Source organism: Pseudomonas frigoris (assembly GCF_047758635.1).
GTDB classification, from domain to species: Bacteria; Pseudomonadota; Gammaproteobacteria; order Pseudomonadales; family Pseudomonadaceae; genus Aquipseudomonas; species Aquipseudomonas frigoris.
In genome coordinates this window covers 1,487,979-1,510,082 of sequence record NZ_CP180479.1, presented here as the reverse complement: position 1 = coordinate 1,510,082, position 22,104 = coordinate 1,487,979, and the positions used below count along the sequence as shown (strand labels likewise).

Annotated in this window: 24 protein-coding genes; 14 read left to right on the top strand and 10 right to left on the bottom strand. The window is 57.7% G+C overall.

Going from position 1 to position 22,104, the window contains the following annotated elements; translation table 11 throughout:
* Positions 1 to 34: 34 nt before the first annotated feature.
* From ACMXYH_RS06765 to ACMXYH_RS06755, 3 genes are all read right to left on the bottom strand, one after another.
* Entirely contained in the window at positions 35 to 328 is a 294-nt protein-coding gene (locus ACMXYH_RS06765) for a co-chaperone GroES (protein ID WP_047532658.1), read from the bottom strand.
* A 248-nt stretch (positions 329 to 576) separates the two neighbouring features.
* Complete coding sequence (locus tag ACMXYH_RS06760) at positions 577 to 1,056, bottom strand: FxsA family protein (RefSeq protein ID WP_033057490.1); 480 nt, start codon at positions 1,054 to 1,056, stop codon at positions 577 to 579.
* A 66-nt stretch (positions 1,057 to 1,122) separates the two neighbouring features.
* Positions 1,123 to 1,854, bottom strand: coding sequence for a HugZ family protein (locus ACMXYH_RS06755; RefSeq protein WP_415766656.1), 732 nt, complete (start codon positions 1,852 to 1,854; stop codon positions 1,123 to 1,125).
* Positions 1,855 to 2,025: 171 nt separating this feature from the next.
* Between ACMXYH_RS06755 and ACMXYH_RS06750 the strand changes: the two genes are divergently transcribed.
* Positions 2,026 to 2,784: an SDR family oxidoreductase gene (locus ACMXYH_RS06750; protein ID WP_415766655.1), complete on the top strand. Its 759-nt coding sequence runs from the start codon at positions 2,026 to 2,028 to the stop codon at positions 2,782 to 2,784.
* 119 nt (positions 2,785 to 2,903) lie between these two features.
* Here ACMXYH_RS06750 and apbC read toward each other — a convergent pair whose 3' ends face one another.
* Positions 2,904 to 3,998, bottom strand: a complete 1,095-nt coding sequence (gene apbC, locus ACMXYH_RS06745) for an iron-sulfur cluster carrier protein ApbC (RefSeq protein WP_046055352.1) — start codon at positions 3,996 to 3,998, stop codon at positions 2,904 to 2,906.
* 341 nt (positions 3,999 to 4,339) lie between these two features.
* On the opposite strand from apbC, the gene metG reads away from it, so the two are divergent.
* The 8 genes from metG (at position 4,340) to ACMXYH_RS06705 (ending at position 11,228) form a co-directional block, all read left to right on the top strand.
* A complete protein-coding gene (gene metG / locus ACMXYH_RS06740; RefSeq protein ID WP_046047100.1) occupies positions 4,340 to 6,391 on the top strand; it encodes a methionine--tRNA ligase in 2,052 nt (683 codons plus the stop codon).
* A 143-nt stretch (positions 6,392 to 6,534) separates the two neighbouring features.
* Positions 6,535 to 7,104: an electron transport complex protein RnfA gene (locus ACMXYH_RS06735; protein ID WP_129438012.1), complete on the top strand. Its 570-nt coding sequence runs from the start codon at positions 6,535 to 6,537 to the stop codon at positions 7,102 to 7,104.
* Positions 7,101 to 8,111, top strand: a complete 1,011-nt coding sequence (rsxB, locus tag ACMXYH_RS06730) for an electron transport complex subunit RsxB (protein ID WP_415766654.1) — start codon at positions 7,101 to 7,103, stop codon at positions 8,109 to 8,111. The genes ACMXYH_RS06735 and rsxB overlap by 4 nt, the downstream gene beginning before the upstream one ends.
* Entirely contained in the window at positions 8,098 to 9,090 is a 993-nt protein-coding gene (locus tag ACMXYH_RS06725) for an RnfABCDGE type electron transport complex subunit D (RefSeq protein ID WP_415766653.1), read from the top strand. The genes rsxB and ACMXYH_RS06725 overlap by 14 nt, the downstream gene beginning before the upstream one ends.
* Positions 9,087 to 9,698, top strand: coding sequence for an RnfABCDGE type electron transport complex subunit G (locus tag ACMXYH_RS06720; RefSeq protein WP_415766652.1), 612 nt, complete (start codon positions 9,087 to 9,089; stop codon positions 9,696 to 9,698). Before ACMXYH_RS06725 ends, ACMXYH_RS06720 begins: the two co-directional genes overlap by 4 nt.
* On the top strand, positions 9,691 to 10,278 hold the full coding sequence (locus ACMXYH_RS06715) for an Rnf-Nqr domain containing protein (protein WP_129438020.1): 588 nt from the start codon (positions 9,691 to 9,693) through the stop codon (positions 10,276 to 10,278). The genes ACMXYH_RS06720 and ACMXYH_RS06715 overlap by 8 nt, the downstream gene beginning before the upstream one ends.
* A gap of 25 nt (positions 10,279 to 10,303) precedes the next feature.
* Entirely contained in the window at positions 10,304 to 10,942 is a 639-nt protein-coding gene (nth, locus tag ACMXYH_RS06710) for an endonuclease III (protein WP_129438022.1), read from the top strand.
* A gap of 106 nt (positions 10,943 to 11,048) precedes the next feature.
* Positions 11,049 to 11,228: a PA3496 family putative envelope integrity protein gene (locus ACMXYH_RS06705; protein ID WP_007898493.1), complete on the top strand. Its 180-nt coding sequence runs from the start codon at positions 11,049 to 11,051 to the stop codon at positions 11,226 to 11,228.
* 87 nt (positions 11,229 to 11,315) lie between these two features.
* On the opposite strand, the gene ACMXYH_RS06700 is transcribed toward ACMXYH_RS06705, so the two are convergent.
* Positions 11,316 to 11,942 carry a response regulator transcription factor gene (locus tag ACMXYH_RS06700; RefSeq protein WP_008155570.1) on the bottom strand — a complete coding sequence of 209 codons (627 nt, stop codon included), beginning with the start codon at positions 11,940 to 11,942 and terminating at the stop codon, positions 11,316 to 11,318.
* Between the two features lie 495 nt (positions 11,943 to 12,437).
* Here ACMXYH_RS06700 and ACMXYH_RS06695 point away from each other — a divergent pair, with 495 nt between their 5' ends.
* Positions 12,438 to 13,142 (top strand): hypothetical protein, encoded by a 705-nt coding sequence (locus ACMXYH_RS06695; protein WP_129438024.1) that lies wholly within the window; start codon positions 12,438 to 12,440, stop codon positions 13,140 to 13,142.
* A 156-nt stretch (positions 13,143 to 13,298) separates the two neighbouring features.
* On the opposite strand, the gene ACMXYH_RS06690 is transcribed toward ACMXYH_RS06695, so the two are convergent.
* Positions 13,299 to 14,516 (bottom strand): argininosuccinate synthase, encoded by a 1,218-nt coding sequence (locus tag ACMXYH_RS06690; RefSeq protein ID WP_007898502.1) that lies wholly within the window; start codon positions 14,514 to 14,516, stop codon positions 13,299 to 13,301.
* A 129-nt stretch (positions 14,517 to 14,645) separates the two neighbouring features.
* Entirely contained in the window at positions 14,646 to 15,554 is a 909-nt protein-coding gene (locus ACMXYH_RS06685; RefSeq protein ID WP_415766651.1) for a flagellar protein MotY, read from the bottom strand.
* Positions 15,555 to 15,713: 159 nt separating this feature from the next.
* On the opposite strand from ACMXYH_RS06685, the gene pyrC reads away from it, so the two are divergent.
* Positions 15,714 to 16,760: a dihydroorotase gene (gene pyrC, locus ACMXYH_RS06680; protein ID WP_129438028.1), complete on the top strand. Its 1,047-nt coding sequence runs from the start codon at positions 15,714 to 15,716 to the stop codon at positions 16,758 to 16,760.
* Positions 16,757 to 17,434, top strand: coding sequence for a ribonuclease T (gene rnt / locus ACMXYH_RS06675; RefSeq protein ID WP_129438030.1), 678 nt, complete (start codon positions 16,757 to 16,759; stop codon positions 17,432 to 17,434). Before pyrC ends, rnt begins: the two co-directional genes overlap by 4 nt.
* 74 nt (positions 17,435 to 17,508) lie before the next feature.
* Here the strand turns inward: rnt and ACMXYH_RS06670 are convergent, their stop codons facing one another.
* Positions 17,509 to 18,111 carry a peroxiredoxin gene (locus ACMXYH_RS06670; RefSeq protein ID WP_064679479.1) on the bottom strand — a complete coding sequence of 201 codons (603 nt, stop codon included), beginning with the start codon at positions 18,109 to 18,111 and terminating at the stop codon, positions 17,509 to 17,511.
* Between the two features lie 302 nt (positions 18,112 to 18,413).
* On the opposite strand from ACMXYH_RS06670, the gene ACMXYH_RS06665 reads away from it, so the two are divergent.
* Positions 18,414 to 18,632 (top strand): bacterioferritin-associated ferredoxin, encoded by a 219-nt coding sequence (locus ACMXYH_RS06665; protein WP_008155585.1) that lies wholly within the window; start codon positions 18,414 to 18,416, stop codon positions 18,630 to 18,632.
* A gap of 199 nt (positions 18,633 to 18,831) precedes the next feature.
* The gene (bfr, locus tag ACMXYH_RS06660; protein ID WP_123368465.1) at positions 18,832 to 19,305 is read left to right on the top strand and encodes a bacterioferritin; all 474 of its coding nucleotides are present in this window, start codon (positions 18,832 to 18,834) and stop codon (positions 19,303 to 19,305) included.
* 188 nt (positions 19,306 to 19,493) lie between these two features.
* Here bfr and grxD read toward each other — a convergent pair whose 3' ends face one another.
* Both grxD and ACMXYH_RS06650 read right to left on the bottom strand, forming a co-directional pair.
* Complete coding sequence (gene grxD, locus ACMXYH_RS06655) at positions 19,494 to 19,835, bottom strand: Grx4 family monothiol glutaredoxin (protein ID WP_007943565.1); 342 nt, start codon at positions 19,833 to 19,835, stop codon at positions 19,494 to 19,496.
* 97 nt (positions 19,836 to 19,932) lie between these two features.
* Positions 19,933 to 22,038, bottom strand: a complete 2,106-nt coding sequence (locus ACMXYH_RS06650; protein WP_415766650.1) for a molybdopterin oxidoreductase family protein — start codon at positions 22,036 to 22,038, stop codon at positions 19,933 to 19,935.
* Positions 22,039 to 22,104: the final 66 nt, after the last annotated feature.

The following is a 22,104-nucleotide window of genomic DNA, read 5'->3' as shown; positions in this document are numbered from 1 at the left end:
AATACTTTGTAGTAGCGGGAAAATGAGCGGGGAATCAGCCTTCGATAACAGCGAGGATTTCGTTCTCGCTCATTACCAGCAGGTCTTCGCCGTCGACTTTCACGGTGTTGCTGCCGGAGTACGGGCCGAACACAACCTTGTCACCCACTTTAACGGCCAGTGCACGCACTTCACCGTTGTCCAGCACGCGGCCGGTACCGACAGCGAGGATCTCGCCGCTGTTGGCTTTTTCAGCAGCCGAACCTGGCAGGACGATACCGCCAGCGGTTTTCTTTTCTTCTTCGCTGCGACGGATGACGACGCGGTCATGCAGAGGACGAAGCTTCATTGTCGATCTCTCCTAATTGTGGTTTTCATCGGCCGGTGTATTCCCGGCGGGTTTAACAAATCCGGCAGTGCCGGGTGCGGTTCGTCAAGCGAACCGCGGAAGTCTGTCTGGCGTAATCGCCAGAAACCTTGCGGTGACCGTTACATAAGGGCGCATAAGCTTATTACAAGGGCGAGGAAGCAAATTTTTTCAGGTTGCTACCCCACAAACGAACACGGCACCCGAAGGTGCCGTGCCGGTATTGCGGATTACTTGGTATCGCGGTGTTCGAATTCGCCTTCGATCACGTTGGGCTCTCGGCCCAGCGGCTCGCGGGTCGCAGGGCCGCCGCCACGTGGCTGAAGGTCGTCGGCGAATGCACGCTGACGGATTGCCGCCTCTTCGGCACGCTGGCGCATTTTATTGGCCAACAGTCGACGAGAGATCGGCAGCAACATGATCAGACCCAGCACATCAGTGACGAAGCCCGGCAGGATCAACAGACCACCCGCCAGCGCCAGCATCAAACCTTCGAGCATGGTCTGGGCCGGCAACTCGCCGCGGTTCAGGCTTTCACGAGCACGCAATGCGGTTGCCAGACCAGCGATACGCAGCACGAACACGCCGAGCATCGAGCCGAGAATGACCAGCAGCAGGGCCGGGAAAAACCCGATCGCCCCGCTGACCTTGACGAATACGAACAGCTCCAACACCGGAAACAGTACAAAGAGCAATAAAAAAGGGCGCATCAAATGGTTCCTCAACGCAAGAATGCCTTGCCAGTCTTCCCTAGATGACGTCGCCGATTCGTGAATTCAAGCGTCGGCCACTTCATTTTTCGGCCAATGTTCGGCGTGAGCCAGGAAAACCAAGGCTTCGCGCACTTGTGTCGGCGTATTACACGGCGCTTGAAACGGCAACCAATAGAGCCCCTGACCAATGCGCAGGTGCATGCCTTCGGTGTCGATACCCGCCAGTTGCGCCGGCTCGGTTTTCGGCAGGCCCGCCAGTTCGACGTAGTGGGCGATGGCTTTGGCGTGATCGGCATTCATGTGCTCGACCATGCTCGCTTCGGCTTTTCCGGCGAACGGGTTGGCCAGCGTTAACTGATCGACCCAGTGAATCGCACCGAAGCCGCCGATGTAACGGTGACGTACCGGTTTGAGCACCCAGAAATCGAAATCGTGGGCCTTGTGGTAGCTCTGCGAATCCGGGAAATAGCGGTAGTAACGCTCAGCCGCCGCTTCGATGGCGGCCTCGGCCTCGAGCTTTTCTGCTTCGGCGAGGTAGGTCAGGCGACCAACGGCTTGCACATCTTCAGCCCCGCGCTCGCCCACAAACAGTGAGCATTTTGGATCTTTCTGCAGGTTGTGGGTGTGCTGGGCGATACGGCTGATAAGGATCAGCGGCCAGCCCTGTTCGTCCAGACAGTACGGAACCACGGAGCCAAACGGGAAACCGGGCATCGCCTTGGAGTGCGTCGAGAGCACTCCACGGTATTCCTTGAGAAGCAATTCTCGGGCATTCTTGGCCGCTTCAACGCTCAATTTATGACTCCTTATATAGAATCCGTCAAAAAAACGGACAGGCGCCTGGGGATAAGTTCCAGCACGCCATCGGGGGCAGTTCTCATGTGCAGCCAAGCCGTATCAGGTGCAGATTGAGAGGCTACTCTCTAAAAGGAAACCACTCCTCTGATCTGCTATTGGGGCATGCGAATGCAACTCACTGACAAAGTAATCATTATCACGGGCGGTTGCCAGGGTTTAGGCCGTTCCATGGCCGAGTATTTCGCCGGTAAAGGCGCAAAGCTGGCGCTGGTGGACTTGAACCAGGAAAAGCTCGACGACACCGTCGCCGCTTGCAAAGATAAAGGCGTCGAGGCTCGCGCTTATCTGTGCAATGTCGCCAATGAAGAGCAAGTGACCCATATGGTCGCCCAGGTTGCCGAGGACTTCGGCGCGATCCATGGCCTGATCAACAACGCCGGGATCCTGCGCGATGGCCTGCTGATCAAGGTCAAGGACGGCGAGATGACCAAGATGAGCCTGGCCCAGTGGCAGTCGGTCATCGACGTCAACCTGACCGGCGTATTTCTGTGCACCCGTGAAGTCGCGGCCAAAATGATCGAGCTGAACAACAGCGGCGCGATCATTAATATCTCGTCGATCTCCCGTGCTGGCAACGCCGGCCAGACCAACTACTCCGCCGCCAAGGCCGGTGTCGCCGCGGCGACCGTGACCTGGGCGAAGGAATTGGCACGCTACGGTATTCGTGTGGCAGCCATTGCACCGGGCTTTATCGAAACCGAAATGACGCTGAGCATGAAACCTGAGGCGCTGGAGAAGATAACGTCCGCGATTCCGCTCAAGCGCATGGGCAAGCCTGAAGAGATCGCCCATTCGGCGGCGTACATTTTCGAGAACGACTACTACACCGGTCGGATTATGGAGTTGGATGGCGGGTTGCGGATCTAAAGCAAGATCAAAAGATCGCAGCCTCGCTTCGCTCGACAGCTCCTACAGGTGAATGCAAAACCCATGTGTAGGAGCTGTCGAGTGAAACGAGGCTGCGCTCTTTTAACAGTCGACGCAGATCAATCGTCGCTGATGGTGATGTTCGGCATCGCAGGCGATACCGCTTCCTGCAACACGATTCGCGCGCCGACATGGCGGGCCAGTTCCTGGTAAACCATCGCAATCGGGCTGTCAGGCTCGGCGATCACCGTTGGCTTGCCGCCGTCGGCCTGTTCGCGGATGGCCATCGCCAGCGGCAACGACGCCAGCAGCTCGACGCCGTACTGGTTGGCCAGCTTCACACCACCGCCCTCACCGAACAGATGCTCGGCATGCCCGCAGTTGGAGCAGATGTGCACGGCCATGTTTTCCACCACGCCCAGCACCGGAATGTTGACCTTGCGGAACATCTCCACGCCCTTGCGTGCGTCCAGCAATGCCAGATCTTGCGGCGTTGTAACGATCACCGCGCCGGCCACCGGGACTTTCTGCGCCAGAGTCAGCTGGATGTCGCCGGTGCCTGGTGGCATGTCGATGACCAGGTAATCCAGATCGCCCCAGGCTGTCTGAGTGACGAGTTGCAACAAGGCGCCGGAAACCATCGGCCCGCGCCAGACCATCGGCGTGTTGTCGTCGGTCAGGAACGCCATGGACATGACTTCGACACCGTGGGACTCGATCGGAATAAACCACTTCTGATCCTTGACCTTGGGTCGGGTGCCTTCAGGGATGCCGAACATGATGCCTTGGCTCGGTCCGTAAATGTCCGCGTCGAGGATCCCGACCTTGGCGCCTTCGCGGGCCAGGGCCAGGGCCAGGTTGGCGGCAGTGGTGGATTTACCCACACCGCCCTTGCCGGATGCCACGGCCACCACGTTCTTGACGTTGGCCAGACCCGGGATCTGCGCTTGAGCCTTGTGCGCGGCAATGACACTGGTGATCTCGACGCGCGCGATGGTCACGCCGTCCAGCCCTTCAATGGCCATTTGCAGCAACTGCGCCCAGCCACTCTTGAACAGGCCGGCGGCGTAACCCAGCTCCAGCTGGACGCTGACGCGATCACCCTGAATGTCGATGCCGCGTACGCACCCGGCGCTGACCGGGTCCTGGTTCAGATAAGGGTCGGTGTATTGGCGAAGGACGGCTTCCACCGCTGCGCGATTGACGGCGCTCATGGGCAACTCCGATAGCAAGACTGGAAAATCAGGCGGGTATCGTACCTGTTCTATAGTCCGGACGGCATGCTTTCAGAATGTGACAAATAACCCATGGTCGAATGCTGCCTGTAGCAGCTGGCGAAGCCTGCGTTCGGCTGCGCAGCAGTCGTAAAACCAGACACCGCGGTGTTTCAGGTAGTCCGAGTTGCCCGGATTCACGACTGCTGCGTCCGAACGCGGCCCGAGCCGAACGCAGGCTTCGCCAGCTGCATGGACCGTGGATACGGGTCGCGGGGGTGAAAAATATGCGCCGGCGCTTTATAGTGGCCGACCTCCGTTTCATCAAGTAGCCGAGCCCCATGTCCGAGCCACGCAAGATCCTCGTCACCAGCGCCCTGCCCTATGCCAATGGTTCGATCCATCTTGGCCACATGCTGGAATACATCCAGACCGATATGTGGGTGCGCTTCCAGAAGCACCGCGGCAATCAATGCATTTATGTCTGCGCCGACGACGCCCACGGTTCGGCCATCATGCTGCGCGCGGAAAAGGAAGGCATCACCCCGGAACAACTGATCGCCAACGTCCAGGCTGAACACAGCGCCGACTTTGCCGAGTTCCTGGTGGACTTCGACAACTTCCACTCCACTCACGCCGAAGAAAACCGTGAGCTGTCGAGCCAGATCTACCTGAAGCTGCGCGACGCCGGGCACATCGCCCAGCGTTCGATCACTCAGTACTTCGACCCGGAAAAGAAAATGTTCCTGGCCGACCGCTTCATCAAGGGCACCTGCCCGAAATGCGGCACCGAAGACCAGTACGGCGACAACTGCGAAAAATGCGGTGCGACCTACGCGCCGACCGACCTGAAGGATCCGAAGTCGGCGATCTCTGGCGCCACTCCGGTGCTCAAGGATTCCCAGCACTTCTTCTTCAAGCTGCCGGACTTCCAGGAAATGCTGCAAGCCTGGACCCGCAGCGGCACCCTGCAAGAAGCCGTGGCGAACAAAATCGCCGAATGGCTGGACGCCGGCCTGCAACAGTGGGACATCTCCCGCGATGCGCCGTACTTCGGTTTCGAAATCCCGGACGAGCCAGGCAAATACTTCTATGTATGGCTGGACGCGCCGATCGGCTACATGGCCAGCTTCAAGAACCTCTGCGACCGCACGCCTACACTTGATTTCGACGCGTTCTGGGGCAAGGACTCCACCGCTGAGCTGTACCATTTCATCGGCAAGGACATCGTCAACTTCCACGCCCTGTTCTGGCCAGCCATGCTCGAAGGCGCCGGTTTCCGTAAACCGACCGGCATCAACGTACACGGCTACCTGACCGTCAACGGTCAGAAAATGTCCAAATCCCGCGGCACCTTCATCAAGGCCCGGACCTATCTGGACCATCTGTCGCCGGAATACCTGCGCTACTACTACGCGGCGAAGCTGAGCCGTGGCGTCGACGACCTCGACCTGAACCTCGAAGACTTCGTGCAGAAGGTCAACTCCGACCTGGTCGGCAAAGTCGTCAACATCGCCAGCCGTTGCGCCGGTTTCATCCACAAAGGCAACGCCGGTGTACTGGTGGCGGGCAATGCCGCGCCGGAACTGACCGAAGCGTTCCTCGCCGCAGCGCCGAGCATCGCCGAAGCCTACGAGGCTCGCGACTTCGCCCGTGCCATGCGCGAGATCATGGGCCTGGCCGACCGTGCCAATGCCTGGATCGCCGACAAGGCACCGTGGTCGCTGAACAAACAGGAAGGCAAGCAAGACGAAGTCCAGGCCATCTGCGCCCTGGGCGTCAACCTGTTCCGCCAGTTGGTGATCTTCCTCAAACCGGTGCTGCCGCTGCTGGCCGCCGACGCCGAGGCGTTCCTGAACGTCGCGCCGCTGACCTGGAACGACCACGCTACTTTGCTCAGCAACCATCAGCTGAACGAGTTCAAACCCTTGATGACCCGTATCGACCCGGTAAAAGTGCAAGCCATGAGCGACGCCTCGAAAGAAGACCTGACCGCCAGCGCTACCGACACCGGCGACGCTGCACCTGCCGGCAATGGCGAACTGGCCAAGGATCCGCTGTCACCGGAAATCGAGTTCGATGCCTTTGCCGCTGTCGACCTGCGCGTCGCCCTGATTCTCAAGGCCGAACACGTGGAAGGTGCCGACAAACTGCTGCGCCTGACCCTGGACATCGGTGACGAGCAACGCAACGTGTTCTCCGGGATCAAGAGCGCTTATCCGGACCCGTCCAAGCTCAATGGTCGTCTGACCATGATGATCGCCAACCTCAAGCCACGGAAAATGAAGTTCGGTATCTCCGAAGGCATGGTGATGGCGGCCGGCCCTGGCGGTGAAGAAATCTACCTGCTCAGCCCTGACAGCGGCGCCAAGCCAGGTCAGCGCATCAAGTAAGGCTCTGCTGTAAACCGATCCCACAGTCGTGCCAGGCGCGACTGTGGGATTTTCATGTCTGGCCCACCCTCCGTCCTTGCCGGATAATGCCTAAGCTTTTTTAGACCGCTCCGTTAAAAAGCCCCGTTCTTGCCGGCACGATCATGACCGAAATTGTTCTTACGCTTATCAGCACTGCCCTGATCAACAACCTCGTGTTGCACTGGCCGCTGGGCGTCGATCCGCTGCTGGGCAACGAGCATCGACAGGTCCATGCGTTGGGCCTTGCGACGACGTGTTTGATGCTGATCGTCGGCACGCTGGGTTACTCGGCCTACCGTTGGTTGCTGGTCCCGCTGGAGCTGACGTCGCTGCGCCTTTTCGTCTTCCTTCCATTAAGCGTTCTGCTGATTGGCCCGCTGCTGAAAGTGCTTTCCCGGTTACTTCCAAAGCTTGCGTTCGATGGCCTCTGGCCCCTGCTGCTGGGCAATGCTGGCGTACTCGGCCTGACGCTGCTCAATGCTCAGGACGACAAAGGCTTCTTCCACGCCATGGCCCTGAGCCTGGGTGCCGGCCTGGGCTTCTGGCTGGTACTGAGCCTGTTCAGCGACTTGCGCCAACGCACAATCGAAAATGATATCCCCCTGCCCTTTCGCGGCCTGCCCATCGACCTGATCGGCGCCGGATTGATTGCAGTGGCCTTTCTCGGATTCAGCGGACTGATCAAAACATGAGTCTGATTCAACGCATCGACGCCCTCTTGCCGCAGACCCAATGTGGCAAGTGCGGCCACCCCGGATGCAAACCGTACGCCGAAGGCATTGCCAGCGGCGAACCGATCAACAAATGTCCGCCGGGCGGCAGCGAAACCATCGCGGCCCTGGCCGAGCTGTTGAAAGTGCCGGTGCTGGAACTGGACGTCAGTCGCGGTTCGGCCCCGGCGCAGATCGCCTTTATTCGTGAAGCGGAGTGTATTGGTTGCACCAAGTGCATCCAGGCCTGCCCGGTGGATGCCATTGTCGGCGCGGCGAAATTGATGCACACGGTGATCGTCGATGAATGCACCGGTTGCGACCTGTGCGTAGCGCCCTGCCCGGTGGATTGCATCGAGATGCGGCCGTTGCCGCTGGACACGGTGCTGCCGATTGTCGGCGGCCTGGCGTTGAGCCTTGAGGAACAACGCGCCCGAGCGGCCAAGCGCAATCACGCGCGACGCCGATTTGAACAGCGCAACGCTCGCCTGCATCGCGAAGAAGAACAGAAAATCGCCGAACGTCGGGCCCGAGCCCAGCGCGCCGTCCAGCCCAGTGAGGTGGCGACACTCGACCCGGTTCAGGCCGCTCTTGAGCGAGTCCGTGCACAGAAGGCAGCGAATGCGGATGTGGCGCTGAAAAAGGCCAAGATCGATCTGGCGATGAGTCGGGCGCAATTGAACAAGTCACTCAAGGCGTTCGGGCATCCGCCGACCTTCGAACAGCAGTCGCAGCTGATCGTCCTGCAACAGCAATTCGAGGTTGCCGAACAGGCGTTGGCAAAACTGGAAAGCTCTGCACCGCCAGCCGCGGCCCCCGTAGTTCCGGCGAAAAATACGCAGCTGAATCGGGCAAAGATCCAGTTGGCCATGCGCCGTGCCGAACTCAAGAAAGCCCAATCCAGCGAAGCGCCGGCAGAGCAGATCGAAGCCCTGGAACTCGCGGTGAATGAAGCCGAGCGTCAGGTGGATGCCTATGCCGCCCCTTGAATCGGTCGACGAACGCCTCCAGCAAGCCATGAAACTGGTATTGCTGGCCACCGTGCCGGGGATGCTGGTGTTTTTCTGGCTGTATGGCTGGGGCGTGTTGATCAACCTGACTCTGACGGGTATTACCGCACTGGCCGTTGAAGCGACCGTGTTGCGCTTGCGCAAGCTTGCGCTCAAGCCGAGCTTGAGCGACGGCAGTGCGCTGGTCAGCGCGACGCTGTTGGCTCTGGCCTTGCCGCCTTATTGCCCGTGGTGGCTGACGGTCTGTGCCGCGGCGTTCGCGATGGTGTTCGGCAAACACCTGTATGGCGGCGTTGGCAAGAACCCGTTCAACCCGGCAATGCTGGGCTTCGCCCTGGTGCTGGTGACCTTTCCCCAACAGATGACCCACTGGCCGTCATCCCATGGGCTGGACCTGATCGGCGGCTTGCAGCAGGTGTTCGGGTTCAGCCTCGGGCAGACGCCAGACGCCTGGGTCCAGGCCACGGCGCTGGACAGCCTGCGGATCAACAAAAGCCTGACCATGGACGAACTGTTTGCAGCCAACCCGGCGTTCGGTCATTTCGGCGGCCGAGGCATGGAATGGGTCAACCTGGCCTTTCTGGCAGGTGGCGCGTTTCTGCTGCAACGACGGGTGTTCAGCTGGCATGCGCCGGTCGGCATGCTCGCCAGCCTGTTCATCGTCAGCCTGCTGTGCTGGAACGGCTCGGGCTCCGACTCCCATGGCTCGCCGCTGTTTCATCTGCTCACTGGCGCGAGCATGCTGGGTGCATTCTTCATCGTCACGGAACCGGTGTCCGGCGCAAAAAGCCCCGGCGCACGACTGCTGTTCGGCGCGGGCGTCGGGCTGCTGACGTACCTGATTCGTACCTGGGGTGGTTATCCGGACGGCGTAGCCTTTGCCGTGCTGTTGATGAACCTCTGTGTGCCGGCGCTGGAGCGGTTTGCCACCTCTAGACTGGAACGAGGGGCGCCATGAGCCGATCGTCGAGCGTTGTGATCCTGGTGTTGCTGGCAGGCCTGGGGATTGGCGCGACTTACCTCGTGCAACACACCAGCGCGCCGCGCATTGCGGCCGAACAGCGCCTGATCGACAGTCGTAACCTGCTGGACCTGCTCCCGGCTGAAAGCTACGACAATCAGCCGCTGGAACAGCCGCTCGCCCTCGAAAGCACTGGATTGGCCAACAGCACGCTGCTAGGTGGCTACCTGGCGACCAAGACTGGCCAACCCAGCGCCGTGTTGCTGCGCAGCCAGACCCCGGGTTACGAGGGTTCCATCGAATTGCTGATCGCCATCGGCGCAAACGGCAAGGTGCTGGGCGTCAAAACGCTCAAGCAATCGGAAACGCCGGGGCTGGGCGGTCGACTCGCTGACTGGCCCAATGCCTGGCTTCAGGCTTTTTCCGGAAAGTCCCGAACAGAACCTGCCGACAATGGCTGGGCCTTGAAAAAGGATCAGGGGCAATTCGATCAAATGGCGGGCGCGACCATTACTTCGAGAGCGGTCATCAACGCCATCCATGACGCGTTGCGCTACTTCGACGAACATCAGCAACAGTTGATCGGGAGCAGCGCTCATGAATAAGTCATCGACGCTGCAGAATTCACTGATGCTTGCACCGCTGATCGGTGCCACGGATTCATTGGTGTCCGCTCTGGGCTTGTGGCTGATGTTCATCGTGGTGATCAGCGCCTTTGGAGTGAGCATGGGCGCGTTGCGATCCCGACTTGTCCCGGCGACACGTTTGCTTGCCAGCGTCCTGTTGGCGGCCACGCTGACCAGTTGCGCGGAGCTCGCCGTGCAAGTCTGGTCGCTGCAATGGCACCAACATGTAGGGTTCTATGCAGGATTGATTGCCTTGCAATGCGTTGTGCTGGAACACACCGGTTTTTTCCAGAGCGCCTGGCGTGATCGCCTGCGCCTGTGTGGCCTGTTCGGCGCGTTGATGGCAGGCCTTGGCTTGCTGCGCGAACTCATCGGCAGCGGGACACTCGGCAGCCATCTGCCATGGCTGGCGGGCACTGCGCAAGCGGACTGGCAAGGCTGGGTGCTGACTGCCGACGGTGGCTTGCGCCTGGCCACCCTGGCCCCTGGCGGATTCATTCTGCTGGGACTGCTGTTCGCCGCACGTCAGGCCTGGACCCGCTCGACGCCCCCACACTGACCGCCTTCGAGGAAACGCACTGCCCATGAATGCCGCAAAACGTCTGGAAATTTTTCGCCGATTTCACGAAGACAACCCGGAACCGAAGACCGAACTGGCCTACTCCTCGCCGTTCGAATTGCTGATATCCGTGATTCTCTCGGCGCAGTCGACCGATGTCGGCGTTAACAAGGCCACCGCCAAACTCTACCCGGTGGCCAATACGCCGGCGGCGATTTATGCCCTGGGTGTCGAAGGCTTGTCGGAATACATCAAGACCATCGGCCTGTTCAACAGCAAAGCGAAAAACGTGATCGAGACCTGTCGATTACTGGTGGAACGTCATGGAGGTGAAGTGCCGCAAACCCGTGAAGAGCTGGAAGCGTTACCCGGCGTCGGCCGCAAGACCGCCAACGTAGTGCTCAACACCGCGTTCCGTCAGCTGACCATGGCCGTGGACACGCATATTTTCCGGGTCAGCAACCGTACCGGCATTGCTCCAGGCAAAAATGTGGTCGAGGTTGAGCAAAAACTGATGAAGTTCGTGCCGAAGGAATATCTGCTCGACTCCCATCACTGGCTGATCCTCCACGGACGCTACGTTTGCCTGGCCCGCAAGCCTCGTTGCGGCAGTTGTCGGATCGAAGACTTGTGCGAATACAAGCAAAAGACGTCGGACGATTGAGGCGCTATTAGGTTTTTCGATTTATCGATTGAAAAAATCTTTTTTACCCGCCGGGAGATTATCGATATAAGGAGCGCCAAAGGCAGCCTTAGCCTGGAGTAGCACTATGAGCACTGGCAAAGAGCAATTGGACGTAGAAGACGACTTCACCCCTGTTGAAGCTGATGATGCTGAACCGGTGGTTGAAGTGGCGAAGACCAACCTGAGCAAACGCCGTACCATCGACAATCTGTTGGAGGAGCGCCGACTGCAAAAGCAATTGGCCGATTACGATTTTGATCTATGACACCTAAAAGCCTCCCGAAACGGAGGCTTTTTACTAAGTACCGCCTGATGCCCCCCGCTCATCGCGCCTCGTCAAACGCTGGGGCAGTCACACCAGACCATTGCGTTGAGCCAATTCGATCAGATCGACCAGGGAACGTGCATTGAGTTTCAATAACAGACGAGTCTTATAAGTACTGACAGTCTTATTGCTGAGGAACATTCCATCGGCAATCTCCTTGTTGGTCTTGCCTCGGGCCAATTGTTGCAAGACCATCATTTCCCGTCCCGACAGACGATCCACCATATCGGCTTCACTGGCGTTCCCCAAACTGGAACGTACGGTATGCAAGGCTTGATTCGGAAAGTAACTGTAGCCTGACAATACTGCCTTTATTGCACTGAGCAATTCAGTGAGATCCTGTTGTTTACAGACATACCCTGCAGCACCCGATTGCATGCAACGCATAGAGAAATGCCCGGGTGCCTGGGAAGTTAGTATCAGTACTTTCATGGGCATTGCTGTCGATGTCAGACGCGCAATGACTTCCAGCCCATCAAGTTTTGGTATTCCAATATCAAGGATGACAATATCCGGCATATGCTCACGGGCAAGTTGCAACGCATCCACGCCATTATCTGTCTCTGCAATAACTTCGTAGCCGTGACGCTCCATTAGCATACGTACCGCAAGACGAATGACGGGGTGATCATCCACGATCAGCACTTTATTCATGGGCAAGTCCAATTTTCGCTGTTCGAATTTTTAGAGCCCGCACGATAGCCTAGTCGTTTCACCCATGGCATGCCGCCCCCCTCGGCCACCCACACCTAGAGACATTCCCTACAAACAACACGGATTATTCTTACAAAAATTCTGCAAATACAATGCTTCAGAAAATTTATCAGTCTTACGACATTCTATTTATTAAAATTTTTTTGTATCAATTTACAACCCAAAGAACAGAACAACAATACTGAGCACCGGCAATCTCACAGTCGATGCCTAATGAGCTATCCTGAAAAGTAACTGATATTTTCGGACCCGGAATTCTTACAAAAAACAACGCGCGCCCAACATCAATTTATTCTTACAGAAAAACCAGCAAACGTTTTATTGCAAGAAAGACAGATATACCCGAAGCACTAACAATGCAGTTAACATGACAAAGAATCACTAACCATAGCCCACAACCCACCGAGAAAATATAAACTTAAATGAGTAAAAAACATGAACAAACTCAAACAAAGAATCTCCAACCCCATGACACTTATTGCGATATTCGCAACTCTGTCTGAAACATCAGCAGCCGTCTCTCTGCCCTTTCTCGGAGAGGATGAAAAAGAGATATACGTTTGGTTCCTGATCAGCTTTCCTTTTTATTTGCTCTTTCTTTTCTTTGCCACTTTAAACTTCAACTATCGGTCGCTTTATGCACCCTCCGATTTTGAAAAGAGCAAGCATTTCATAAAAGCCATGGACAACACCGAGCCTTCGGAAAAGAACGACACCCGGTTGACGCCCGAAAGTTCTGCACCGAGTACGTCGCCGATGGATCGCAGATCCACTCATCCGCCTTGTAATGCGCAGGATCCACCCGAAACCGATTTGCAGACAATCCTCCCCGCTGAGCACTACATCCGACTGCCCGAGCGCCTCAAGGACCTGTACATCGTTGATGCACGCGGTATGAGCCAAAAGATCGAACTGGGTGCCTCGCTGGAGAAAATTCAGAAAGAACAGGGAAAACCTGCGCATGTGATCGTCTTCATCACCTGTGCCGAATCGGAGAGATTGCTGAAGGAAAGCGCACTCAAACACTCAAAAAACGCAAAGAAACACAGCGGTGTACCGTTCTGTGTTGCTTACAATTTGAATTCAAATGGCGTTACGGTCATTGATCAAACGTACCCACTGGCCACCAGTGGCGTTTGAAGCCCGGTCTAAAAAAAAGCAGGAAGGAGGGTGTTAAAAGCACAGGAAGGATGCCGCGATGCAAAGTCAGGTAGATCATCCCCTTTTCAGAACGATGGCCTTGTCTATGACAAGGCCATCCTTCCATTACGGTCGCTGCACTACAGTCTCAAGGTCTCAGAAAAGCTTCCGGCCTTTGTTCGCCGCAATACGCATGCGCAAGGCGTTGAGCTTGATGAAGCCCGCCGCGTCGGCCTGGTTGTAGGCGCCGCCATCTTCTTCGAAGGTCGCGATGTTGGCATCGAACAACGATTCGTCGGACTTGCGACCGGTGACGATCACGTTGCCCTTGTACAGCTTCAGGCGCACAACGCCGTTCACGTGGGCCTGGGATGCATCGATCATCTGTTGCAACATCAGACGCTCAGGGCTCCACCAGTAACCGGTGTAGATCAGGCTGGCGTATTTAGGCATCAGCTCGTCTTTGAGGTGAGCCACTTCGCGGTCCAGGGTGATCGATTCGATCGCACGGTGGGCGCGCAGCATGATGGTGCCGCCTGGGGTTTCGTAGCAGCCACGGGACTTCATGCCTACGTAACGGTTCTCGACGATGTCGAGACGGCCAATACCGTGTTCGCCGCCGATACGGTTCAGGGTCGCCAGCACGGTGGCAGGGGTCATTTCGACGCCGTCCAGCGCGACGATATCGCCGTTGCGGTAGGTCAGTTCCAGGTATTGCGCTTTGTCAGGAGCCTTCTCCGGGGAGACGGTCCATTTCCACATGTCTTCTTCGTGCTCGGTCCAGGTGTCTTCCAGCACGCCGCCTTCATAGGAGATGTGCAGCAGGTTGGCATCCATCGAGTACGGGGATTTTTTCTTGCCGTGACGCTCGATCGGGATGTTGTGCTTTTCAGCATAATCCATCAGCTTTTCACGGGAGAGCAGGTCCCATTCGCGCCACGGAGCAATCACTTTCACGCCTGGCTTCAAGGCGTAGGCGCCCAGTTCGAAACGAACCTGGTCGTTGCCCTTGCCGGTAGCGCCGTGGGAAATGGCGTCAGCACCGGTTTCGTTGGCGATTTCGATCAGGCGTTTGGCGATCAACGGACGAGCGATGGAAGTACCCAACAGGTACTCGCCTTCGTAAACGGTGTTGGCGCGGAACATCGGGAAAACGAAATCGCGCACGAATTCTTCGCGCAAGTCGTCGATGTAGATCTCTTTCACGCCCATGGCCTGTGCCTTGGCGCGTGCAGGTTCGACCTCTTCGCCCTGACCCAGGTCAGCGGTGAAGGTCACGACTTCACAGTTATAAGTATCCTGCAGCCACTTGAGGATCACCGAAGTGTCCAGGCCGCCGGAATACGCCAGAACGACCTTGTTTACGTCCGCCATGCCATCACTCCACGGGGTTCTACGGAAAGCCGTCAAGTCTACCGGTCATGCAGGATAATTTACAGAGGCGCGACAGCTTATGACGACGAAGCGACAGATTATGTCGAGTGAGCGACGATTGCAGCGGGTTCAGGAGGTCGACGCGGCGCTCGCCGATGCAGTGGCCTGAGGGGCCGGCGTTTCAGTGGGCGCAACGCGCGCGAGGTGCACATTGACCCGACGGTTCTTCGCCCGGTTGGCGGAATTGGTATTGGGCGCCAATGGATAACGCTCGCCGTGAAAGCGCACGGTGATCTGCGATTCCTGAATGCCGTTGGCCTTGAAGAACTCCATGACTGCCAGGGCCCGACGCCGCGACAGGTCACGGTTGGTCAGGCGGTTGCCGCTGTTGTCGGAGTGGCCATCGAGTTCGATGTGGTTGACCGTCGGGTCGGCCTTCATGAACGCCAGCATCACTTGCAATTGAGCCTTGGCTTGCGCGTCGAGATCGATGCCTTCGCCGGGGAAGCCGATCTGCGATTGTTTAACCTGCTCGAAATTCTTCGGCAGCAGTTTTGCCACACAGCTCTGGTAGTCGTTGAAGGCGTTGCTGAACTTGACCGGCAGCAGGCGCACTTCCGACACCCGGCCATCGCCCGAGTAATGTCGAACGACCGGACTGCGGCCATCCATCAGGCCACTGATCAAGCGGCCGGCCTGAACTTGCGAACTGTTGAACAGCACGTTGCCGCTGCCGATCCGCACAGAACCGAGGTTGATGTCGCCACGCCCCGGCTGCCAGGGTGCAGCCGCCGCCAGCAAGGTAGCCGAACCGCCGCCGATCATCGCGTTGTAGGACTTCAGACGAAACGTCGCTTGCTCGCCAGCGCGGTGCACGAACTCACCCGAACCAAAATCGGTGATCGGTTGACTCAGGCGGCACTCGAACTTGTCTCCTTCGACCGTCCACTCGATGCTCTCCAGACGGGTCTGGAAAGTGAGCGCCATCGCTGGAAGGCTGGCAAACACGCTGAGCAAGGCTAAATAACGCTGGCGCACGGGAGGCTCCACTGGCTTCTACAACAAAAAGACCGACACACAGATGTTTACGGCATACCTGTTGGATATCGGAAGCTTCCAGCAAAACTTGATAGCGAGTGCCTGGAAGAGTCTTTTCCGGTAGCATTCCCCTCAGTTTGACCCGCCTGGAATCCCCTCATGTCCGACCGCCTGACCCTGCTGCGTCCCGACGACTGGCATATTCATCTTCGCGATGGTGCTGTGTTGCCCAATACAGTCGCGGATGTCGCGCGCACCTTTGGTCGCGCCATCATCATGCCCAACCTGGTACCTCCGGTGCGTAACACCGCTGAAGCCGACGGCTATCGCCAGCGGATTCTCGCTGCACGCCCGGCTGGCAGCCGCTTCGAACCGTTGATGGTGCTGTACCTGACCGACCGCACCCAGCCCGAAGAAATTCGCGAGGCCAAGGCCAGCGGCTTCATTCACGCCGCCAAGCTGTATCCGGCCGGCGCGACCACCAACTCGGACTCCGGTGTCACCAGCATCGACAAGATTTTCCCTGCACTTGAGGCCATGGCCGAAGTCGGGATGCCCTTGTTGGTTCACGGTGAAGTCACCCGTGGCGATGTCGACGTTTTCGATCGCGAAAAATTCTTTATCGATGAGCACATGCGTCGTGTGGTCGAGCGCTTCCCGAGCCTCAAAGTGGTGTTCGAACACATCACTACCGCCGACGCCGTGCAGTTCGTCAACGAGGCTTCGGCCAATGTTGGCGCGACCATCACCGCGCATCACCTGCTGTACAACCGCAACCACATGCTGGTGGGCGGGATTCGGCCGCACTTCTATTGCCTGCCGATCCTCAAGCGCAACACCCATCAGGAAGCCCTGCTCGACGCCGCCACCAGCGGCAGCGACAAGTTCTTCCTCGGCACCGACTCGGCGCCCCATGCCCAGCACGCCAAAGAAGCCGCTTGCGGCTGTGCCGGTTGCTACACCGCTTATGCCGCGATCGAGATGTATGCCGAAGCCTTCGAACAGCGCAACGCGCTGGACAAGCTCGAAGCCTTTGCCAGCCTGAACGGCCCGCGTTTCTACGGCCTGCCGGTGAACACCGATCGCATCACCCTGGTCCGCGATGAGTGGACCGCCCCAACCAGCCTGCCATTTGGCGAGCTGACCGTAATCCCGCTGCGCGCCGGTGAAAAACTGCGCTGGCGCCTGCTGGAGGAACACGCGTGAGTGAAGACCATTTCGATGACGAACAGGACGGTCAAGGCGGCGGAGGTGGTTCGCGCCACCCGATGGCTGAGCGCTTCCGTGGATACCTGCCAGTCGTTGTCGACGTTGAAACCGGTGGTTTCAACTCTGCCACTGACGCTTTGCTGGAAATTGCCGCAACCACCATTGGCATGGACGAAAAAGGGTTTGTGTACCCCGACCACACCTACTTCTTTCGCGTAGAGCCTTTTGAAGGCGCGAACATCGAAGCGGCCGCTCTGGAATTTACCGGGATCAAACTCGATCACCCGCTGCGCATGGCAGTGAGTGAAGAAGCAGCGCTGACCGACATCTTCCGCGGCATCCGCAAGGCACTGAAAGCCAATGGCTGCAAACGGGCGATTCTGGTCGGGCACAACAGCAGCTTCGATCTGGGTTTCCTCAACGCCGCTGTCGCTCGCCTGGACATGAAGCGTAACCCGTTTCATCCGTTCTCGAGCTTCGATACTGCAACCCTGGCCGGTCTGGCTTACGGCCAAACGGTACTGGCCAAGGCCTGTTCAGCAGCCGACATCGACTTCGACGGTCGTGAGGCCCACTCGGCTCGCTACGACACCGAGAAGACGGCAGAGCTGTTCTGCGGCATCGTCAATCGCTGGAAACAAATGGGCGGTTGGGAAGACTTCAACGACTGATCCCGGTCACCGGGTTTATCCCGCCCACAAAAAACCGGCCTCAACGGCCGGTTTTTTTATGCCTCAAACGTGCCTTACAGCGCGGCAGCGTTCTCGGTCAGGTAAGCCGCGACGCCTTCGGTCGAAGCGGTCATGCCTTTGTCGCCTTTTTTCCAGTTGGCAGGGCAAACTTCGCCGTGCTCTTCGTGGAATTGCAGAGCGTCGACCAGACGGATCAGCTCTTCAATGTTACGGCCCAGCGGCAGGTCGTTGATGATCTGCGAACGGACAACGCCTTTGTCGTCGATCAGGAACGCGCCACGGAAAGCCACGCCGCCTTCGGACTCAACGTCGTAGGCCTTGGCGATTTCGTGCTTCAGGTCGGCAGCCATGGTGTAGCGAACTTCGCCGATACCACCATTGTTGACCGGGGTGTTGCGCCAGGCGTTGTGGGTGAAGTGCGAGTCGATCGAAACGGCGATCACTTCAACGTTACGTGCCTTGAAGTCAGACATGCGGTTGTCCAGAGCGATCAGCTCGGACGGGCAAACGAAGGTGAAGTCCAGTGGGTAGAAGAACACCAGGCCGTATTTGCCTTTGATGGCCGACGACAGGGTGAAGCTGTCTACGATTTCGCCATTGCCGAGTACGGCCGGTACGGTGAAGTCAGGGGCTTGTTTGCCTACGAGTACGCTCATTGGATATCTCCTGGTCTAAAAACGTGAAGAACTGGGCTCGCATCAGCCTGCCACCTTCAGGCGACAGCCCTGTGACACGAACCCGCTTCATAAGGACCGGCCATCATACACTGCGTTTTTGACCTGTCCTTAACGGTTTTTTTTTCAGGGGAAATGCAGTCGACGGGTTTTCTTCGTGATCGATGCCGAGAGGAAACCGTTCGTCAGCCCCGATCAAAGCTTTCATAAACCACTTTGACAATCATTCTCGTTAACATTAAGATCCATCGCAATTGAGTCACAACCAGCGACGGTTTTCACTTATGTATGTTTGCCTCTGCACTGGCGTCACCGACGGTCAAATCCGCGAAGCAATCTATGAAGGTTGCTGCAGCTATAAGGAAGTCCGTCAGGCCACCGGCGTAGCCAGCCAATGCGGCAAATGTGCCTGCCTTGCCAAGGAAGTGGTCCGCGAAACCCTGACCAAATTGCAATCGGCCCAGGCTGCAATTCCCTATCCTGTAGAATTTACTGCCGCGTAACTACCGTATTTCAAAGAACCGGACTTGATGTCCGGTTTTTTTATACCTGAAAATCAATCGCTTACGCTCTAGACGCGGAACACAAACATTCTTATTCCGATTAATTTTCATTTAAGTTTCAATAACTTAGGTTTGACACTCTTAATTACGCGGCTCAAACTCTGCTTCATTGACAGCTAATAAAGGGCAGGACCCCATCATGAAAGGCGACATTACAGTCATCCAGCATCTCAACAAGATCCTTGCCAATGAGCTGGTCGCGATCAATCAATACTTCCTGCATGCACGCATGTACGAAGATTGGGGCCTGAACAAGCTCGGCAAGCACGAGTACCACGAATCCATCGACGAGATGAAGCACGCGGACAAGCTGATCAAGCGCATCCTGTTCCTTGAAGGCCTGCCGAACGTCCAGGACCTGGGCAAGCTGCAGATAGGCGAACACACCAAGGAAATGCTTGAATGCGACCTGCGTATCGAACGCACCGGTCATGCGGATCTCAAAGTGGCTATCGCTCATTGCGAAACCGTTGGCGACTTTGGTAGCCGTGAACTGCTTGAAGATATTCTTGAATCCGAAGAAGAACATATCGACTGGCTGGAAACCCAACTGGGTCTGATCGATAAAGTCGGTCTTGAGAACTATCTGCAATCGCAGATGGGCGAAGAGTAGGAGCTGTGTAGGAGCTGTCGAGTGCAACGAGGCTGCGATCTTGGCGATGGCAGTGGCGACATCGATATAACTTATCAAGCGCAATAAAAAGCCCCGCTCCTCTTTCGAAGGCGGGGCTTTTTAGTTGCTGAGATCAAGAGATCGCAGCCTCGTTTCACTCGACAGCTCCTACAGGGGAGCCAATCGTCTTAGGCTTCGGTCTTGTTGGCAGCAGCAGCTTCGACAGCAGCCTTGATGGTGGTTTGCAGCGAACCGTCTGCAGCCATTTCAGTCATGATGTCGCTACCGCCGACCAGCTCACCGCCAACCCACAGTTGCGGGAAGGTTGGCCAGTTGGCGTATTTTGGCAGGTTGGCGCGGATTTCCGGGTTCTGCAGGATGTCCACGTACGCAAACTTTTCACCACACGCCATCACGGCCTGCGCGGCTTTCGCGGAGAAGCCACACTGCGGGGCATTCGGCGAACCTTTCATGTAAAGCAGAATGGTGTTGTTAGCAATCTGCTCTTTAATCGTTTCGATGATATCCATGGAGCACCTCGGCTGAACTTTCCGACTCAGGGGTCGGCACGGTGGCGCATTGTAACGGAAACCCGAGCACCCTGCTCGGTCTCCCCGACAGACTTGATCAAGCCGCCGCCACGGTCACTGGCACACCGTTCAACGCCGCATTGCCCGACAACTCATCGAGCTGACACTCGTCGGTCAAGTCATTGGCGCTGGAACCCGGCTGACCACTGGCAATGGTCATCTGCACGCCTGGCCGCGCATGGCCCCAACCGTGAGGAAGACTGACCACGCCTTTCATCATATCCAGACTGCCGAGCACTTCAACTTCGATCTCACCGACCCGCGAACTGACCCGCACTCGCTGCCCGTCGTTGAGCCCACGGCTGGCCAGGTCATCCGGGTGCATCAGCAATTGATGGCGCGGCTTGCCCTTCACCAGGCGATGATAGTTGTGCATCCACGAGTTGTTGCTGCGCACATGACGGCGGCCAATCATCAGCAACTCATCAACGGCCGGTGCTTGCAACGCCGCAAAGCGGGCGAGGTCAGCCAGGATCACGGCAGGCGCTGCCTGGACTCGCTGACTAGCCGTTTTCAGACGTGGAGCCAGGTTGGATTTCAATGCCCCAAGATCGACACCGTGAGGGTGATCAAACAACGTCGCCAGCGATAGCTTGTGCTCCGAAGCGTCGCCATACAGCCCCATCCGCAAGCCATGATCGATCATCTGCGCCGGAGCGACAGTGGGTTTCAATGCTTTGCCAGTCTTCGCAGCAAAGGCCTTGGCCAGCCCCACGAAAATCTCCCAGTCATGCAACGCACCTTCAGGTTTGGCCAGGATCGCGCGATTGAACCGACTGACGTTGCGCACCGCAAACATATTGAAAGTCGTGTCGTAATGATCGTTTTCCAGGGCCGATGTGGACGGCAGGATCAGGTCGGCATAACGCGTGGTTTCATTGATGTACAGGTCGATACTGACCATGAACTCCAAACCGTCCAGAGCCTGTTCCAGTTGTCGGCCATTGGGCGTCGACAGCACCGGATTACCCGCCACGGTAATCAGCGCGCGGACCTGCCCTTCCCCTTCGGTAAGCATCTCTTCGGCCAGCGCCGAGACCGGCAGTTCTCCACCATATTCCGGACGCCCGGAGACCCGGCTCTGCCACAGATTGAAATGCCCACCCGAGGTGGACGCCACCAAATCCACCGCCGGTTCGGTGCACAACGCACCTCCCACACGATCAAGATTACCGGTGACCAGATTGATCAGTTGCACAACCCAATGACACAAGGTGCCGAACGCCTGGGTCGAGACACCCATGCGGCCGTAACAGACCGCTGTCGGCGCCGCCGCAAAGTCCCGCGCCAGTTGGCGGATCTGTTCGGCGGGCACCGCGCATAGTGGGCTCATGGCCTCGGCGGTGAAATTCGCGACCGCCTCCCGCACCTCTTTTAGACCGTCCACCGGCAAATGACTGTTGCGGGTCAGACCTTCAGCGAACAAGGTGTTGAGCAGTCCGAACAACAACGCCGCATCGCCCCCGGGGCGCACGAACAGATGCTGGTCGGCAATCGCCGCGGTTTCGCTGCGGCGCGGATCGACCACCACCACTTTGCCGCCGCGGGCCTGAATGGCCTTCAAGCGCTTCTCCACATCCGGCACGGTCATGATGCTGCCGTTGGAGGCCAGCGGATTGCCGCCGAGGATCAGCATGAAATCGGTGTGATCGATGTCCGGGATCGGCAACAGCAAACCGTGGCCGTACATCAAATGGCTGGTCAGGTGATGGGGCAACTGATCGACCGAGGTCGCGGAAAACCGGTTGCGGGTTTTCAACAGGCCGAGAAAGTAATTGCTGTGGGTCATCAGCCCATAGTTGTGCACGCTGGGGTTGCCTTGATAGACCGCCACCGCGTTTTGCCCATGACGCTCCTGAATCGCCGCCAGCCGTTCGGCTACAAGGCTGAAGGCATCCTCCCACTCGATGGGTTGCCATTCGCTGCCGACCCGCAGCATCGGCTGACGCAAACGATCCGGATCGTTCTGAATATCTTGCAGGGCGACGGCCTTGGGGCAGATGTGCCCGCGGCTGAAGGTATCCTGAGCATCACCCTTGATCGAAGTGATCTGCACCGCGCCTTCGACCTCGGTGGTTTCGATGGTCAGGCCGCAGATGGCTTCACACAAGTGGCACGCACGGTGATGGAGAGTCTTGGTCATGGCCAGTCTCTGTCTTGTTCTGGGCGGGCAATATCGGCCGCGGGAACAAAACTATGGCGCCAGAGC

Excerpts from the sequence above, each read along its gene's own strand:
- ACMXYH_RS06720 (WP_415766652.1), top strand. The coding sequence starts at position 9,087 with ATGAGCCGATCGTCGAGCGTTGTGATCCTGGTGTTGCTGGCAGGCCTG.
- ACMXYH_RS06735 (WP_129438012.1), top strand. The coding sequence starts at position 6,535 with ATGACCGAAATTGTTCTTACGCTTATCAGCACTGCCCTGATCAACAAC.
- ACMXYH_RS06650 (WP_415766650.1), bottom strand. The coding sequence starts at position 22,038 with ATGACCAAGACTCTCCATCACCGTGCGTGCCACTTGTGTGAAGCCATC.
- ACMXYH_RS06765 (WP_047532658.1), bottom strand. The coding sequence starts at position 328 with ATGAAGCTTCGTCCTCTGCATGACCGCGTCGTCATCCGTCGCAGCGAA.
- apbC (WP_046055352.1), bottom strand. The coding sequence starts at position 3,998 with ATGAGCGCCGTCAATCGCGCAGCGGTGGAAGCCGTCCTTCGCCAATAC.
- rsxB (WP_415766654.1), top strand. The coding sequence starts at position 7,101 with ATGAGTCTGATTCAACGCATCGACGCCCTCTTGCCGCAGACCCAATGT.
- grxD (WP_007943565.1), bottom strand. The coding sequence starts at position 19,835 with ATGGATATCATCGAAACGATTAAAGAGCAGATTGCTAACAACACCATT.
- nth (WP_129438022.1), top strand. The coding sequence starts at position 10,304 with ATGAATGCCGCAAAACGTCTGGAAATTTTTCGCCGATTTCACGAAGAC.
- metG (WP_046047100.1), top strand. The coding sequence starts at position 4,340 with ATGTCCGAGCCACGCAAGATCCTCGTCACCAGCGCCCTGCCCTATGCC.
- ACMXYH_RS06760 (WP_033057490.1), bottom strand. The coding sequence starts at position 1,056 with ATGCGCCCTTTTTTATTGCTCTTTGTACTGTTTCCGGTGTTGGAGCTG.
- ACMXYH_RS06700 (WP_008155570.1), bottom strand. The coding sequence starts at position 11,942 with ATGAATAAAGTGCTGATCGTGGATGATCACCCCGTCATTCGTCTTGCG.
- ACMXYH_RS06705 (WP_007898493.1), top strand. The coding sequence starts at position 11,049 with ATGAGCACTGGCAAAGAGCAATTGGACGTAGAAGACGACTTCACCCCT.
- ACMXYH_RS06715 (WP_129438020.1), top strand. The coding sequence starts at position 9,691 with ATGAATAAGTCATCGACGCTGCAGAATTCACTGATGCTTGCACCGCTG.
- ACMXYH_RS06750 (WP_415766655.1), top strand. The coding sequence starts at position 2,026 with ATGCAACTCACTGACAAAGTAATCATTATCACGGGCGGTTGCCAGGGT.
- ACMXYH_RS06665 (WP_008155585.1), top strand. The coding sequence starts at position 18,414 with ATGTATGTTTGCCTCTGCACTGGCGTCACCGACGGTCAAATCCGCGAA.
- ACMXYH_RS06695 (WP_129438024.1), top strand. The coding sequence starts at position 12,438 with ATGAACAAACTCAAACAAAGAATCTCCAACCCCATGACACTTATTGCG.
- ACMXYH_RS06670 (WP_064679479.1), bottom strand. The coding sequence starts at position 18,111 with ATGAGCGTACTCGTAGGCAAACAAGCCCCTGACTTCACCGTACCGGCC.
- ACMXYH_RS06690 (WP_007898502.1), bottom strand. The coding sequence starts at position 14,516 with ATGGCGGACGTAAACAAGGTCGTTCTGGCGTATTCCGGCGGCCTGGAC.
- bfr (WP_123368465.1), top strand. The coding sequence starts at position 18,832 with ATGAAAGGCGACATTACAGTCATCCAGCATCTCAACAAGATCCTTGCC.
- pyrC (WP_129438028.1), top strand. The coding sequence starts at position 15,714 with ATGTCCGACCGCCTGACCCTGCTGCGTCCCGACGACTGGCATATTCAT.
- ACMXYH_RS06725 (WP_415766653.1), top strand. The coding sequence starts at position 8,098 with ATGCCGCCCCTTGAATCGGTCGACGAACGCCTCCAGCAAGCCATGAAA.